The 14,303-nt window shown below is 67.7% G+C and carries 13 protein-coding genes and 2 pseudogenes; 4 read left to right on the plus strand and 11 right to left on the minus strand.

Translation table 11 applies throughout. The features are described from left to right. Positions 1–182, minus strand: a pseudogene (locus ACRDUX_RS27395) (dienelactone hydrolase family protein); the annotation flags it as partial. A gap of 9 nt (positions 183–191) precedes the next feature. Beyond that, positions 192–884: a DUF4245 family protein gene (locus ACRDUX_RS27400; protein WP_526418406.1), complete on the minus strand. Its 693-nt coding sequence runs from the start codon at positions 882–884 to the stop codon at positions 192–194. On the opposite strand from ACRDUX_RS27400, the gene glpX reads away from it, so the two are divergent. The 3 genes and pseudogenes from glpX (at position 865) to ACRDUX_RS27415 (ending at position 3,915) form a co-directional block, all read left to right on the plus strand. Next, a complete protein-coding gene (gene glpX / locus ACRDUX_RS27405) occupies positions 865–1,911 on the plus strand; it encodes a class II fructose-bisphosphatase (protein ID WP_526418408.1) in 1,047 nt (348 codons plus the stop codon). The two genes, ACRDUX_RS27400 and glpX, sit on opposite strands and share 20 nt — an antisense overlap. Positions 1,912–1,953: 42 nt before the next feature. After that, positions 1,954–3,381 carry a class II fumarate hydratase gene (locus tag ACRDUX_RS27410; RefSeq protein WP_526418410.1) on the plus strand — a complete coding sequence of 476 codons (1,428 nt, stop codon included), beginning with the start codon at positions 1,954–1,956 and terminating at the stop codon, positions 3,379–3,381. Positions 3,382–3,467: 86 nt separating this feature from the next. After that, a pseudogene (locus ACRDUX_RS27415) lies at positions 3,468–3,915 on the plus strand (nuclear transport factor 2 family protein). Here the strand turns inward: ACRDUX_RS27415 and ACRDUX_RS27420 are convergent. The 6 genes from ACRDUX_RS27420 to ACRDUX_RS27445 form a co-directional block, all read right to left on the minus strand. Further along, positions 3,857–5,095 carry a cation:proton antiporter domain-containing protein gene (locus tag ACRDUX_RS27420; protein WP_526418412.1) on the minus strand — a complete coding sequence of 413 codons (1,239 nt, stop codon included), beginning with the start codon at positions 5,093–5,095 and terminating at the stop codon, positions 3,857–3,859. The pseudogene ACRDUX_RS27415 and the gene ACRDUX_RS27420 sit on opposite strands and share 59 nt — an antisense overlap. An 8-nt stretch (positions 5,096–5,103) precedes the next feature. Further along, positions 5,104–5,979: a polysaccharide deacetylase family protein gene (locus ACRDUX_RS27425; protein ID WP_526418414.1), complete on the minus strand. Its 876-nt coding sequence runs from the start codon at positions 5,977–5,979 to the stop codon at positions 5,104–5,106. An 88-nt stretch (positions 5,980–6,067) separates the two neighbouring features. Beyond that, a complete protein-coding gene (phoH2, locus tag ACRDUX_RS27430; RefSeq protein WP_526418416.1) occupies positions 6,068–7,381 on the minus strand; it encodes an RNA 5'-3' helicase PhoH2 in 1,314 nt (437 codons plus the stop codon). A gap of 204 nt (positions 7,382–7,585) precedes the next feature. Continuing rightward, positions 7,586–8,413: an acyl-ACP desaturase gene (locus ACRDUX_RS27435; protein WP_526418418.1), complete on the minus strand. Its 828-nt coding sequence runs from the start codon at positions 8,411–8,413 to the stop codon at positions 7,586–7,588. Between the two features lie 69 nt (positions 8,414–8,482). After that, positions 8,483–9,946 (minus strand): glycine hydroxymethyltransferase, encoded by a 1,464-nt coding sequence (locus tag ACRDUX_RS27440; RefSeq protein WP_526418420.1) that lies wholly within the window; start codon positions 9,944–9,946, stop codon positions 8,483–8,485. Between the two features lie 117 nt (positions 9,947–10,063). Then, complete coding sequence (locus ACRDUX_RS27445; protein ID WP_526418422.1) at positions 10,064–11,272, minus strand: DUF885 domain-containing protein; 1,209 nt, start codon at positions 11,270–11,272, stop codon at positions 10,064–10,066. 30 nt (positions 11,273–11,302) lie between these two features. Here ACRDUX_RS27445 and coaA point away from each other — a divergent pair, with 30 nt between their 5' ends. After that, on the plus strand, positions 11,303–12,241 hold the full coding sequence (gene coaA, locus ACRDUX_RS27450) for a type I pantothenate kinase (protein ID WP_526418424.1): 939 nt from the start codon (positions 11,303–11,305) through the stop codon (positions 12,239–12,241). A 70-nt stretch (positions 12,242–12,311) separates the two neighbouring features. Here the strand turns inward: coaA and ACRDUX_RS27455 are convergent, their stop codons facing one another. The 3 genes from ACRDUX_RS27455 to ACRDUX_RS27465 all read right to left on the minus strand — a co-directional run. Beyond that, positions 12,312–12,722, minus strand: a complete 411-nt coding sequence (locus tag ACRDUX_RS27455) for a hypothetical protein (protein WP_526418426.1) — start codon at positions 12,720–12,722, stop codon at positions 12,312–12,314. Positions 12,723–12,819: 97 nt separating this feature from the next. After that, positions 12,820–13,230 carry a hypothetical protein gene (locus ACRDUX_RS27460; RefSeq protein WP_526418428.1) on the minus strand — a complete coding sequence of 137 codons (411 nt, stop codon included), beginning with the start codon at positions 13,228–13,230 and terminating at the stop codon, positions 12,820–12,822. A 99-nt stretch (positions 13,231–13,329) separates the two neighbouring features. Further along, a partial coding sequence (locus tag ACRDUX_RS27465) for a hypothetical protein (RefSeq protein ID WP_526418430.1) occupies positions 13,330–14,303 on the minus strand: 974 nt, incomplete at its 5' end.

The raw sequence follows: 14,303 nt of genomic DNA on the forward strand, positions 1-14,303 counted from the left end.
CCGAGAGCCAGCACGCCAGGGTGTAGACCAGGCATCTCGGGGATCAGGACCACTCCAGGACCCTCGCCCCTGCGGTAGACGTCGTAGGTGAAACCTTCCGCGGAGAACGGCTCGACGGTCCATCCGGTGAGGTCGGCTTCCGGAGCCGCCCCGCCTGCGACATCGGACTTGCGTGAGGTCATGGCTGGCTCCTAGCTGACGGGCAGTGGCGGCTGCGACTCTGTCGCCGCTGCCAGCGTACGGTACTCGTCGGTACCCGCGGGGCCCGTCACGGCGATCTGCGCTGGCCCGGTCGGACCCGTCAGCCGCGCCGTCCAAACGGGCCGCGAATCCTCACCGCCCTCGTACACGATCCACTTGACGCCGTTCACGTCCTGAGTACCGGTCGGTGCCAGGTTGGTGTCGATGGACCTGATCAGGCTCTGCTCATCGGCGTCGCTCTGCATCAGGCTGATGAACATGCCCGTCGGCGCCAGATAGCCGACGCGGGAGATCACCGCCCGCTGCGGCTTGCCTGCCAGATCGGTCCGGCCGCCGTCGATGCTGCCCCGCGAACCGGAGTTGGCGTGCCAGCTGCCGGGCAGTTGCGGCAGCCGGATCGGAATCTTCAGCGCCTCGGCGTCGGCCTTCATCGCCGCAGGCGTGTCATAGACCGGTACAGGCCCCTGACCTGGGCCGTTGGGGGCGAACGAGCACATCCCGAGCAGCCCGGCCAGCACGATGCACGCGAGCACCAGGGGCGCCATCGACCAGAACATGTCGCGGCCGTCCTGCCGGAGCCGCGACTTGGCGGGCTTCGGTTCCGGAGCCGCCTGGGGTGTGGTCACCCCGCCAGTATCCCAGCTCCCAAACTCCGAACGGTTAATGGGAGAATCTGGACCCATGACCCCATCTCGCCGCGAAGCTCCGGATCGCAACCTTGCCCTCGAGTTGGTGCGCGTGACCGAGGCCGGCGCGATGGCGGCGGGCCGCTGGGTGGGCCGCGGCGACAAGGAGGGCGGCGACGGTGCTGCCGTCGACGCCATGCGCGAGTTGGTGAACTCCGTGTCGATGCGAGGCGTGGTGGTCATCGGGGAGGGCGAGAAGGACAACGCCCCCATGCTCTACAACGGCGAAGAAGTCGGCAACGGCGACGGGCCGGACTGCGACTTCGCCGTCGATCCCGTCGACGGCACCACGCTGATGAGCAAGGGCATGCCCAATGCCATCTCGGTGCTCGCGGTCGCCGAACGCGGCGCCATGTTCGACCCGTCGGCGGTGTTCTACATGAACAAGATCGCCGTCGGTCCGGACGCCGTCGACGTCATCGACATCACCGCGCCGATCGGCGAGAACATCCGCCAGGTGGCCAAGGTGAAGAAGTCCAGCGTCGCCGATCTCACGGTCTGCGTACTGGACCGGCCGCGCCACGCCAAACTCATCGAGGACGTGCGCGAGGCGGGGGCCCGCATCCGACTGATCTCCGACGGCGACGTCGCCGGCGCCATCGCCGCCTGTCGACCCGGGTCCGGCACCGACATGCTCGCGGGCATCGGCGGCACCCCCGAGGGCATCATCACCGCAGCGGCGATCCGCTGCATGGGTGGCGCCATCCAGGCGGTCCTGGCTCCGACCGACGACGCCGAACGCCAGAAGGCCGTCGACGCCGGTCACGACCTCGACCGCGTGCTGCACACCGAGGACCTGGTGTCCGGGGAGAACGTCTTCTTCTCCGCCACCGGCGTCACCGATGGCGATCTGCTGCAGGGTGTGCGCTACTCCGGCGGCGGCTGCACCACGCAGTCGATCGTCATGCGCAGCAAGTCGGGCACCGTCCGGATGATCGAGGCCTACCACCGCCTGTCCAAGCTCAACGAGTACTCCGCGGTCGACTTCACCGGAGACAAGACCGCCGCCTACCCACTGCCGTAGAAACGCTTCGCCACCAACCGAATTCAAACGAACAGGGAGCAGATGTCCGCCGACAGCGCAGTCGAGAAGACAGCCGACGCCGAGTACCGCATCGAGCACGACACCATGGGTGAGGTGCGCGTGCCCATCGCCGCACTGTGGCGTGCGCAGACCCAAAGGGCCGTCGAGAACTTCCCGATCTCGGGCCGCGGGCTCGAGCGCACTCAGATCCGCGCGCTCGGCCTGCTCAAGGGCGCCTGCGCCCAGGTCAACAAGGACCTCGGTCTGCTCGCAGCCGAGAAGGCCGACGCGATCATCGCCGCCGCCGGTGAAATCGCCGACGGCCTGCACGACGACCAGTTCCCCATCGACGTCTTCCAGACGGGCTCGGGCACCAGCTCGAACATGAACGCCAACGAGGTGATTGCGGGCATCGCCGCGGCCAACGGTGTCACGGTTCACCCGAACGACGACGTCAACATGTCGCAGAGCTCCAACGACACGTTCCCGACCGCCACGCACATCGCTGCCACCGAAGCCGCTGTGCGGCACCTGATTCCGGCTCTCGAGGTGCTGCACGAGTCGCTGGCCAACAAGGCCAGGCAGTGGCGGACCGTGGTCAAGTCCGGCCGCACGCACCTCATGGACGCGGTGCCGGTCACCCTTGGCCAGGAGTTCGGCGGCTACGCCCGTCAGGTCGAGGCCGGCATCGAACGGGTGAAGGCGACGCTGCCCCGCCTCGGCGAGTTGGCGATCGGCGGCACCGCCGTCGGTACCGGGCTGAATGCGCCCGACGGGTTCGGCGCCAAGGTCGTCGACGTGCTGGTCGAGAGGACCGGTATCGCCGAATTGCGCACGGCGGTCGACTCATTCGAGGCGCAGGCCGCCCGCGACGGTCTCGTCGAAGCCTCCGGCGCCCTCAAGACCATCGCCGTCTCGCTGACCAAGATCGCCAACGACGTGCGATGGATGGGTTCGGGTCCGCTGACGGGCCTCGGCGAGCTTCAGCTGCCGGACCTGCAGCCGGGCAGCTCGATCATGCCGGGCAAGGTCAACCCCGTGCTCCCCGAGGCGGTCACCCAGGTGGCCGCACAGGTCATCGGCAACGACGCCGCGATCACGTGGGGCGGCGGCAACGGCGCGTTCGAGCTCAACGTGTACATCCCGATGATGGCGCGCAACGTGCTCGAGTCCTTCACCCTGCTGTCCAACGTGTCGAAGTTGTTCGCCGAGAGGTGCATTGACGGCCTCATCGCCAACGAGAAGCACCTGCGGGAACTGGCCGAGTCCTCGCCGTCGATCGTGACGCCGCTGAACTCCGCGATCGGCTACGAAGAGGCCGCCAAGGTGGCCAAGGAAGCGCTCAAGGAGCGCAAGACCATTCGGCAGACCGTCATCGACCGCGGCCTGATCGGCGACAAGCTGTCGGAATCCGAACTCGACAAGCGGCTCGACGTGTTGAAGATGGCCAAGGTCAAGGATGGCGACTGAACCATCATCACGCGAGCAGACGCAAAAGCCCCTGAATCCGGCGAAGTGAGGGGCTTTTGTGTCTGCTCGGCGGGGAAGGGGGCACCGTGACGGAGGACTCGCTGCACGTCCGGCTCGGCGTCACGCACCTGCTGACCAGCTACCAGTACCTGGCCGACACCGGCAAGGTCGAGCGGCTCGCGCAGCTGTTCGCGCCGGACGGTGTGCTGGAACTCGACGGGGTCGGTCCCACACACCGGCGTGGACGCCGTGTTGGCGTTCTTTCGCCATACCGCAGGACGTTTCCGCGACGCCGACTTCCTGCCCGCCCGTCACCATCTGAGTTCGATCTACGTCGAGTCACGGCCCGACGGCAGCGCGAAGGCGTATTCGTGTTTCCAGTTCATCGGCACCCGCGGGCTCGATCACTGGGGCACCTACCGTGACGTCGCCGTGGAAACCGACGATGGCTGGCGCTTCGCGCACCGACGTGTCGTCACCGAGGGTTTCGCGCCGGGCTCGCATCTGGCGCCCCCGTCTCATCGGGGACCGTGACCAGCCACCGGATCCCCGGCCACGCCGTGAGGCTGTGCACGACGAGGCTGAGCGTCACGGTGACGACCACTACCTGAGTGATCAACGCCTCCTGCTGGATCTCGCCCCGGTTGACGATGAGCAGGCCCAGCACCAGCGTGCCGATGCCGCGCGGTCCGAACCACCCGACGAACAGCCGGTTCCGCGCGGGGAGGTCGCTGCGGATCAGCGCCACGCTCACGGCCACCATGCGCACTGCGAACAACGCCAGCACGGCGAAGAGCACCACTCGCCAGCCGGCGTCGCGCCAACCGACGACGACCGCGTAACTGCCGAACATGGCGAAGACCATCAGCTCCAGCAGTTGACCGGCAGCCTCGGACACCTGCGTCTCCGTCGGGACGCCGATGCGCTTGGCCATGAACGCGAAGGCGAGGCCACCGGCGAACGCGGCGACGAAGCCGCTGCCGTGCAGCCGCTCCCCCACCTGGAAGCACACCAGCGCGACGGCGAGCGTGGCCAGTTGCGCCCAGGTGTCGCTCATCCATTCGCGTCTCTGCGACCGCGTGATCACCAACCCACCGAGGAGACCGACACCCACGCCGACCACGACGGACACCACCTCGGTGCGAACGAGGAACAGGCTCCATCGATTGGCATCGGGGTCGCTCTGCTCGGAGGCGAGTGCCAGCGCGGCGAGCATGGCGGCCAGGGCGAACCCGTCGTAGAAGCCGCTCTCGGTGGACAACGCGTGGCGGACGCGATCCGGGATGCGCACGTCCTCGAGCAGCGCGTCGATGAGCGCCACTTCCGTCGGCGCGACGATCGCCGCCAGGCACACCGCCTCCCACAGCGGCATCACCGGCAACACCAATATCGCAGTAAGCGTGCCGAGCACCAGGGCCAGAGGGATGCCGATCACTAGCAACCGGAAGGTGACCTCGCGGCGTCGGAACACCACCGTCAGATCGAGTTGCGCGGCCTGGTTGAACAGGATCACCGTCAGCGCCAACTGGGCGACGACGGTGAAGCTCGCGGCGTCCGTTCCGATGTCCACCACACCGAGGACGAAGGGGCCCAACACGATTCCGAACAGGACGAAGATCAGAGCCGGCGCCAGATACCAGCGCTTGACCAGACCCGAGACCACCGCATAGCACAACACCAGAACGGTCAAGACGAACGCGGTGTTGGAGTGCATCGAGATCGTCAGGCGCCGTTGTTCGGTCCGCCGGAGTTCTGATCGGGGATGTCGGTGATCGGGAGGTTGGGCATCGGCGCGGGCGACGGTGTGTTCGGCAGCGACGGGATCTCGCCGGGCGGGATGTCGACGAGTTCGTTGACGGGCGGGCCGTTGTCCCGGCTGCCGTAGGTGCTGCCTGGCGCCCGCGGTCCGATCATCTGGCTGACCGTCACCATGTGATACCCGTTGGCCTTCAGCACCGGGAGGAACTGCTGGATCAGGTCGACGGTCGAGGAGTACGCATCGTGGAACAACACCACCGAATTCGGCTTGATCTGCGTCATCAGCATGTAGCGGGTGGCCGCGGTGTTGGCGTCGTTGGCCCAGTCGAACGGGATGACGTCCCAGTTGATGTCGGCCAGTCCCTGCTTCTTCGCCTCGGCGAGCACGGCATCGTTGATCAGGCCACCGGCGGTGCGGACCAGCGTCGGCCGCTGCCCCGTCGCCGACTCGATGGCGTCGCTGGCCTTGCTGAGCTGCGCCGCGATGTCCTCCGGCGGAATCGTCGTCATGTTCGGGTGTTCCCAGGTGTGGCTGCCAAGCTCCATGCCCGCTTCGACGACGCGCTTGGCGCCCTCGGGGTTGGCGGCCACCTTGTTGCCGATCTCGAAGAACGTCGCCTTCGCGTCGTTGTCCTTGAGGATCTGGAGCAGCCGGTCGGTGTAGGGGCTCGGTCCGTCGTCGAACGTCAGCGCGATGCACTTGTACTGCGAGCAGTCGACTTCGTCGGCCTTGGCAACGTGCCCGGTCCAGCTTCCGATCACCACGATGGCCACACCGGCGCAGACGCCGATGACGGTCCGCCAGTAGGACCAGGCGGGGGTGTCGGGGCGCCTACGCACGCTGGCAGCCTACCGGGGGTTCCAGATAGCGCTCACGGCGACGAAGTGTGAGTGGTGTGCGCCGTGAGCACTATCTGGATGAAGAGCATCAGGGCAGGGCGCCGGGGCTGAACTCCTCCAGCATCTCGGTGACCAGAGCCGCGATCGGCGAACGTTCACTGCGCAGCAGCGTGATGTGGGCGAACAGCGGATGCCCCTTGAGCTTCTCGATGACCGCCGCGACGCCGTCGTGCCGCCCGACCCGCAGGTTGTCGCGTTGGGCGACGTCGTGGGTGAGCACCACCCGCGATCCGGCGCCGAGGCGCGACAGCACCGTCAGCAGGACGTTGCGCTCAAGGGACTGAGCCTCGTCGACGATCACGAACGAATCGTGCAGCGAACGGCCGCGGATGTGGGTCAGCGGCAGCACCTCGAGCATCCCGCGGGCATGCACCTCTTCCAGGACCGCGGGGCTGGCGAGGCCCTCCAGCGTGTCGAAGACGGCCTGCGCCCATGGGCCCATCTTCTCGCTCTCGCTACCCGGCAGGTATCCGAGATCCTGGCCGCCGACGGCGTACAGCGGGCGGAAGACGACGACCTTGCGCTGTGTGCGGCGCTCAAGCACCGCCTCGAGGCCCGCGCACAGCGCGAGGGCGGACTTACCGGTGCCCGCCTTGCCGCCGAGGGAGACGATGCCGACCGACTCGTCGAGCAGGAGATCGAGGGCGACGCGTTGTTCGGCTGACCTTCCCCGGAGGCCGAACACCTCGCGGTCGCCGCGGACCAGCTGCACCCGCTTCTCGGCGTTGACGCGGCCCAGGGCGTGCGAGTTGCCACCCAACAGTCGAACACCCGTGTGGCAGGGAAGGTTTCGAGCCTCCTCCAGGTCGATCTCGCCATCGGAGAACAGCGTGTCGATATCCTCGGACGCGGCGTCGACCTCGGCCATTCCCGTCCAGCCGGACGTCACGACGTCCTGGGCGTGGTACTCGTCGGCGGGTAGTCCGACGGCGCCTGCCTTGACCCGCAGCGGGATGTCCTTGCTGACCAGCGTCACCAGCTTGCCCTCGGCGGCGAGGTTGGCGGCACAGGTGAGGATGCGGGCGTCGTTGGTCCCGGTGCGGAAGCCGGCAGGCAAAACTGTGGGGTCGCTGTGATTGAGCTCGATCTGGAGCGTACCGCCTTGGGTGCCAATGGGAATGGGCTGATCGAGGCGTCCGTGTTCGAGCCGAAGATCGTCGAACATCCGCAGAGCCTGCCGCGCGAACCAACCCAGCTCGTGGTGGTGTCGTTTGGCTTCCAGCTCGCTGATGACCACGAGCGGGACGACCACTTCGTGTTCGGCGAAGCGGTTGCACGCCCAGGGATCGGACAGCAGCACGGAGGTGTCGAGCACATAGGTCCGAACGGACGAATCAGTCACGTGGCGCTCCTAGGCCCGTGCGGCACCGCACGAACTCCCTCGGCGGATACCGCGGTACCAGGACCGGGGCCGGTCCCATCTTCGTCGAAACGACGGGTACCGCCCGGATAGCAGAGCATGTCGGCCATCGAAAGCGACGCTACCCCCGTCGCGACGAATGCGCCGCGCAGGCGCGCCGTGGCCGAAATGTGTCCAGTCGGTTAACTACTGGGCGGTGAATTCCGCCAGCGCGGGGACGTCCGCGAGACCCCATTCGGCAACGAGATCGGAGATGACCTTGCGCCGCGCCGCGTCGTCGAAGATCCCCGACTCGGCGACCACGCGCACCTTGTCGCGATAGGCGTCGATGTCGGCCCCGATCGCCTCGAAACCGGCAGCGCGTTTGGCGATCGCGTCGATCGTCTCGTCCCGCGTGAATGACACGCAGTAAGCGACGAGGTTGGCGAAGAACTCCGAGTGACGCTCCTCGTCCCTTGCGATCCGACCGACCATCTTCTTCAGCACCGGTTCGGTGATCTGGGCCTCGAGGTTGCGGCAGTACACGCCGTGGGCCCGCTCGAGCAGGGCCATGTAGGCCAGCGTCTCGATCTGGGTGTACGAATCGGCGCGGTAGCCCTTCATCACGTGCTCGACGCGGACGTCCTCATTGGCGCTGGGGTCGATCTCGCGGGTCACCACCAGGTAATTGCGCACCGCGACGGCGTGAAGGTGTTCCTCGGCGGTCCAGCGGCCCAGCCAGCGACCCCACCTGTCGTCGAGGATGAAGTGCTCGACGAGCTCACGGTGGTACCCGGCGAGGTTGTCCTTGGTGATGAGCAGGATCTCGAGGGCATCGGTGATGTGCTTGGGCAGCGTGACCGACGACGGATCCCAGTCCTTGCCGCCCAGGAAGGCGAAGTTCTCGCCCTGCTCGAACGGCACGTAGTCGTGCGCGTACCAGGGCTCCTCGGTCGCGATGTGGCGCACGAGGTTCTCCCCCACCACCGGCTCGAGTTCCAGGGTCAGCGCGTTGGCTACCGGCTTGTCTCCCATGAAACTAACTGTAACCCGTGGACACACATTCTCCGAAATCGGATCGGGCGTGTCAGCGTCTCAAAGTCTTCAGAGTGTGAGGCCGGGGTAGAGCGGATTCGCGTTCAGCAGTTCGGCCGATGCGGCGTGCACGCGGTCGGCGGTTCCGTCGGCGAGCTTGTACTTCGCCTTCGAGGAACCCTCGGGCTGGGTGTTCTTCAGGACGTCGACGACCAACTCGGCCACACGATCGAAGTCGGCGCCGTCGAAGCCGCGGGAGGTCAACGCAGGCGTGCCGAACCGGATGCCGCTGGTGTACCAGGCCCCGTTGGGGTCGGCGGGGATCGAGTTGCGGTTGGTGACGACGCCGGAGTCCAGCAGGGCGGACTCGGCCTGACGCCCCGTGAGGCCGAACGAGGTGACGTCGAGCAGCACGATGTGGTTGTCGGTGCCGCCGGTGACCAGCTGCGCGCCGCGCTTGAGGAAACCTTCGGCCAGCGCCTTGGCGTTGTCGGCGATGCGCTGCGCGTACTCCTGGAATGACGGCTGGCGCGCCTCCGCGAGCGCGACGGCCTTGGCCGCCATCACGTGAGACAGCGGCCCGCCGAGCACCATCGGGCAACCCTTGTCGACGGCCGCCGAGTACTCCTCGGTGGCCAGGACCAGACCGCCGCGAGGGCCACGCAGCGACTTGTGCGTCGTCGTCGTGGTGATGTGCGCGTGGGGCACCGGATCCTCGTCGCCGATGAACACCTTGCCCGCCACCAGCCCTGCGAAGTGAGCCATGTCGACCATGAACGTGGCACCGACCTCGTCGGCGATCTCGCGCATCTTGGCGAAGTTCACCCGCCGCGGGTAGGCCGAGTACCCGGCCACCAGGACCAGCGGCTTGAACTCGCGCGCCGCAGCGGCCACCTTGGCGTAGTCGAGCAGCCCCGTCTCGGGGTCGGTGCCGTAGCTGCGCTGGTGGAACATCTTGCCGGAGATGTTGGGCCGGAAGCCGTGAGTCAGGTGACCACCCGCGTCCAGCGACATCCCCATCAACCGTTGGTTGCCGAGCTTGCCGCGCAGCGTCTCCCAGTCCGCCTCGGACAGGTCGTTGACGCTCTTGGCGCCGAGCTCCGCCAGGCCCGGCGTCTCGACGCGGGTGTTGAGGATGGCCCAGTACGCGACGAGGTTGGCGTCGATGCCGGAGTGCGGCTGGGCGTAGGCGTAGGGCGCGCCGAACAGCTCGCGGGCATGCTCCGCGGCGAGCGTCTCGACGGTGTCGACGTTCTGGCAGCCGGCGTAGAAGCGGTGCCCGATGGTGCCCTCGGCGTACTTGTCAGAGAGCCACGTCCCCATGGTCAGCAGCACGGCGGGTGAGGCGTAGTTTTCGCTGGCGATCAGCTTGAGCGAATCACGCTGATCGGCAAGCTCTTTGCGCGTCGCAGCGGCGATGCGGGGCTCGACGGATTCGATGACCTGCAACGCGGCCTGGTACGCGGCGCTCGCGGTCTCGGCGTACTCGGCGCCCAGCGCAGGAGTAGGTGTGATCACTGAGTCGGAGGTCATGGGACCAGCCTAAACCGGCCACGCTGCCGTCTGGTCATGACCCGGACGGTCTCGGGTCACACACGCCTCGTGCGTCTCTCTTGGGATGGGTGTTCGATGTGCCCGGCTACGAGCGACTCATGCGACGTCCACCCGCAGCGCCGACGGGACCAGCGGCTCGTCGAGCAGCCTTCCGAACCGCTCGGTGAGCGTGACGTCGGCGGGCCGCGCATCCAGCCAGGACCGCAGCAGCCGGTAACCCTCGACGTAGGTGCTCGTGTAGGCCCGCCATAGCGGCGACGACAGGAAACGCAGCGACTGACGGGCCCGGGTCTCGCTGGTCAGTTGCCACCGCTGAAGGAACGCGACGACGTCGTCGACGTCGCGGTGCTCGTCGTGCAGCATCAGCGCGGCGTCCTGGCGGACGTCGGCCAGTGCGGCGGACGCCTGCGCGACCGCGACCGCGCGCTCCCCGTCGAACCGCAGGCCCAGATCGGCGTAGATCTCCGTTGCCCAGGCACCCCAGTCGGGCCCAATCGCGGCATACAGCGCGAGGTCGGCCAAGCCCTCGGCCATCAAGCATTGCGGGGTGTTCACCAGGAAGATCGTCTGCTCAGTCTGACCCTGGCGCGCGACGAGCCCGGCTTCCTTGCGGCAGTGCTCGGTGTGGTGGCCGGGATAGGACTCGTGGGCGACCAGCCTCGGCAGACCCGACATCTGCTGTTTGAGGTCGGCGTTCACGGCGACCGTGGACCGGTAGTCGCCCTCGTAGTAGTTGAAGCCCGACCATGGCTTGTCGGTGACGATCTCGTAGACGATGGTTTCGGCGTCCGGCAGCGGGAAGTCCGCGCGCACCCTGTCCCGCAACGCGCTGGAGAACGCGTGGATGCACTCCTCGAGGCGCTCCGGCGGGATCTCCTCACCGCTGCGGTAGGCCTGCATCCGGTCGGCCAGCGGACCCGTCCCGCCGAGCGCCTCGTCGAGCTTGCGATGGGCCTCGCCGTACTTCTCCGGATCGCCCTTGGCGATGTCGACGTCGAAGTAGTCGTGCACCTCCTGCACGAAGCCGACGTTCTCGCCAGCGAACTTGCGTCCCGCACACGCCAGCGCCCTCAGGTGTGCGGCGATGTAGTCGGCCCGCTGCGGATCGAGGCCGTCGGCGCCGGGCAGCTCGGCGATCAACGTCTGGGCCCGACGGGCCAGCTCGGCGGGTTGGGGCGGCGGTTCGGCACCGACGACGGCCCGCAGCGCGGGATCGCCCGTGAACGAGTCGACGTAGCCCTCCTCGACCCGGTCGAACCTCAGACCGAGGAGCAGATACTCGCGGATGACGGTGGTGGCGTCCATGCCCTCAACCGTAAGTGCAAGACTGACTGCATGGCGCGGACGAGCGAGCCGAGTCCGTACGTCGAGTTCGACCGGAGTCAGTGGCGTTCGCTGCGCATGTCGACTCCGTTGAAGCTGACCGAGAGTGAGCTCCTCGGGCTTCGCGGCCTCGGCGAACAACTGGACCTGCTGGAAGTCGAAGAGGTCTATCTTCCGCTGGCCCGGTTGATCCACCTGCAGGTCGCCGCCCGACAGCGACTCTTCGCGACGACGGCCGAGTTCCTCGGCGAACCCCAGCAGAATCCCGACCGTCCGGTGCCCTTCGTGATCGGGGTGGCGGGCAGCGTCGCCGTTGGCAAGTCCACCACCGCACGCGTGCTGCAGGCGCTGCTGGCCCGCTGGGAGCACCACCCTCGGGTCGACCTCGTCACCACCGACGGATTCCTCTACCCCAACGCCGAGTTGTCGCGCCGAAACCTGATGCACCGCAAGGGCTTTCCCGAAAGCTACGACCGTCGCGGGCTGATGCGGTTCGTCACGGCGGTCAAGTCGGGATCCGACCAGGTGTGCGCGCCGGTGTATTCGCACCTGCTCTACGACATCGTTCCCGGCGAGCAGATGGAGATCAAACACCCCGACATCCTCATCCTCGAGGGTCTCAACGTGTTGCAGACCGGCCCCGCGCTCATGGTGTCGGACCTGTTCGACTTCTCGGTGTACGTCGACGCGCGCATCGAGGACATCGAGGGCTGGTACGTGTCGCGCTTCCTGGCCATGCGGGCTGGGGCGTTCGCCGACCCGCAGTCGCACTTCCACCACTACTCGACGCTGACCGACGAGCAGGCCGAGTTCGCGGCGCGCGACATCTGGCATTCGATCAACCGCCCCAACCTGATCGACAACATCCTCCCGACGCGGCCGCGCGCCACGCTGGTGCTGCGCAAGGACGCCGACCACGCGATCAACCGGCTGCGCCTGCGCAAGCTCTAGACCCCCACCCCCGCGAGTTCGGCGCGCTCAGTTGCGGTGACCGCTACGGAGCGCGCCGAGATCGCCAGGGTCAGGCGCGCATGCGGCGCAGGCCGAGATACTGCAGATCGGCCATCACCAGCGTGTAGACGCCACTGCCGAGGGTGAGGACGACGCCCATGGTGGTGAGCGGCCAGACGCCGGCCAGGACGATGGCCACCGCCGCCACGGTGTAGACGACGTTCCCGATCACCAAGAAGACGCCCGGCCTACGGACGTGCTTCATCAGCGACAGCGCGATCACCGCAACGCCGTAGGCGATGAACAGGGTGCCCATCGAGTATTCGAGCGCGGGCGTGGTGCCGGACAGTTCGGCGATGCGCGGTGCAACGGCGACGCCTGCGATGCCCATGAGTCCGGTGAGTACGGCGTCGAGTCGCATGGCGAACCTCAGGAACGCGTCCTTGGCGATCGCGGTGGCGGGGATGGTGATGGCAGTCATGAATCTTCCCTTCTCCTTTGATGTGAACGATGAGGCCGGTGCGGGCCGCACGCCGTAACCTCTTGCGGCGGGCGGCCGCGCACCGGTTCGTAGGGAGTCACGCCAGACGGCGCACTCCGAGGTATTGCAGGTACGCGAGCCCGAGTGTCGCGGCGACGGTGGCCAGCATCATGGCGACGCCCGCTCCGGTCAGCGGCAGCACGCCAGCCACCAGAACCGACACGGCTACGACGGCGAAGACGACGTTGGCCACGACGATGCCGATCCCGATGCGCCGGACGAAGGATGCCGCAGCCATGACGTACAGGGCGACGCCGTAGCCGACGAGCGCGGCGCCCGCGATCCACTCGGATACGGCCGTGAGACCCGACAGCCGGGAGAGCGGGTCGGCGGCCATCGCGACGAGCAGGCCGAGGCCTGCGCACAGGGTGGCGTCGGCGCGCATGGCGAAGCGCAGCAGGCTATCCGAACTGTCGGCCAATGGTTTGGTGGTGATGGTGGCGGTCATCGTGAACTCCTCGGCGTTGAGGTCTCGGTCAACACCGATGCTGCTCAGGGGGCACTGCCAGATCGACGCCCATTGCTGCCAATCACTGCCATCGCCAGGTCAGAACGTCGATGACACCGTCGTGCCACGCAGATCCGCCGCGATGACGCGGGCCGCCGCGTTCTGCCAGTTGTGCAGCGAGCGCTGCGGCACCTCGGTCACGAACCACTGCCAGGCCTGCCGCGCGACCGGGTCCAGACCCGCGGCGGTCGCATTCTGCGCGTACGCCCGCACCCCGACGACGTACGGGAAGTACAGCGAGTTGTAGTGCCGCCACTGCTCGGTGACGCCGAAACCCGCGCCGTCACGTGGCTTGAGCGCGGCGATGCGGTCGGCGAGCAGTGCTCGCAACTCGTTGGCCCGTTCCAGCGGCTGATCGGGCGCGCCACGCTCTGCCAGCCGCTCGTCGATGAGCGGCAGCGCGGTCAGCGGGCTGGCGACGAGTTTGGACAGATCGCCATAGTGGCCGAGCGCCCGGCGGGTGAGGCGGACGAAGGTGTCGTCGTCCACGCCGTCGAGCGGGCTCTCCGACCGCAGTGGCAGCGCGGACTCCGTGCGACGCAGTGCGGCGCGGTCGGCGCGCAGCGCGGGCGAGGACGAGAAGGCGAGCCGGTCGAGCACCCCGGCGAGCGGGTCGGCCATGACGTTGATCCCGATCGCGACGGCGAGACTGGTGAACAACAGCACCGACAGCGCGGCGTGCTCGTCGGTGACCGCCATGCCGACGAGCACCTGCCCGCCGAAGAGCACGGCGACGACGACGCTGCCGGTGAACGACCGCAGCATGTCGGCCCGTAGCGCGTGCCCCTCGTCGAACGCGTCCCACAGCGCGACGGCGATACCGAGCAGCAGCACGTCGAATCCGGTGGACGCCAGCGCCAGCCAGCTCGGCACCAGGCCGAGCGGGATGACGAGGATGGCGTTGCCCAGCGCGAAGAACAGCGTCGCGATGACGGCCACGCCGATCACGCGCCGCGGCTTGCGTGGGCGTCGCAGGGCGACGGCCATGGCGCCGAGCGTGGACAGTGAGATCA

Source organism: Mycobacterium sp. (genome assembly GCF_050701675.1).
Lineage (GTDB): Bacteria > Actinomycetota > Actinomycetes > Mycobacteriales > Mycobacteriaceae > Mycobacterium.

Excerpts from the sequence above, each read along its gene's own strand:
- ACRDUX_RS27400 (WP_526418406.1), bottom strand. The coding sequence starts at position 884 with ATGGGTCCAGATTCTCCCATTAACCGTTCGGAGTTTGGGAGCTGGGAT.
- coaA (WP_526418424.1), top strand. The coding sequence starts at position 11,303 with ATGGCGCGGACGAGCGAGCCGAGTCCGTACGTCGAGTTCGACCGGAGT.
- ACRDUX_RS27440 (WP_526418420.1), bottom strand. The coding sequence starts at position 9,946 with ATGACCTCCGACTCAGTGATCACACCTACTCCTGCGCTGGGCGCCGAG.
- ACRDUX_RS27455 (WP_526418426.1), bottom strand. The coding sequence starts at position 12,722 with ATGACTGCCATCACCATCCCCGCCACCGCGATCGCCAAGGACGCGTTC.
- ACRDUX_RS27460 (WP_526418428.1), bottom strand. The coding sequence starts at position 13,230 with ATGACCGCCACCATCACCACCAAACCATTGGCCGACAGTTCGGATAGC.
- ACRDUX_RS27410 (WP_526418410.1), top strand. The coding sequence starts at position 1,954 with ATGTCCGCCGACAGCGCAGTCGAGAAGACAGCCGACGCCGAGTACCGC.
- ACRDUX_RS27435 (WP_526418418.1), bottom strand. The coding sequence starts at position 8,413 with ATGGGAGACAAGCCGGTAGCCAACGCGCTGACCCTGGAACTCGAGCCG.
- ACRDUX_RS27420 (WP_526418412.1), bottom strand. The coding sequence starts at position 5,095 with ATGCACTCCAACACCGCGTTCGTCTTGACCGTTCTGGTGTTGTGCTAT.
- glpX (WP_526418408.1), top strand. The coding sequence starts at position 865 with ATGGGAGAATCTGGACCCATGACCCCATCTCGCCGCGAAGCTCCGGAT.
- ACRDUX_RS27445 (WP_526418422.1), bottom strand. The coding sequence starts at position 11,272 with ATGGACGCCACCACCGTCATCCGCGAGTATCTGCTCCTCGGTCTGAGG.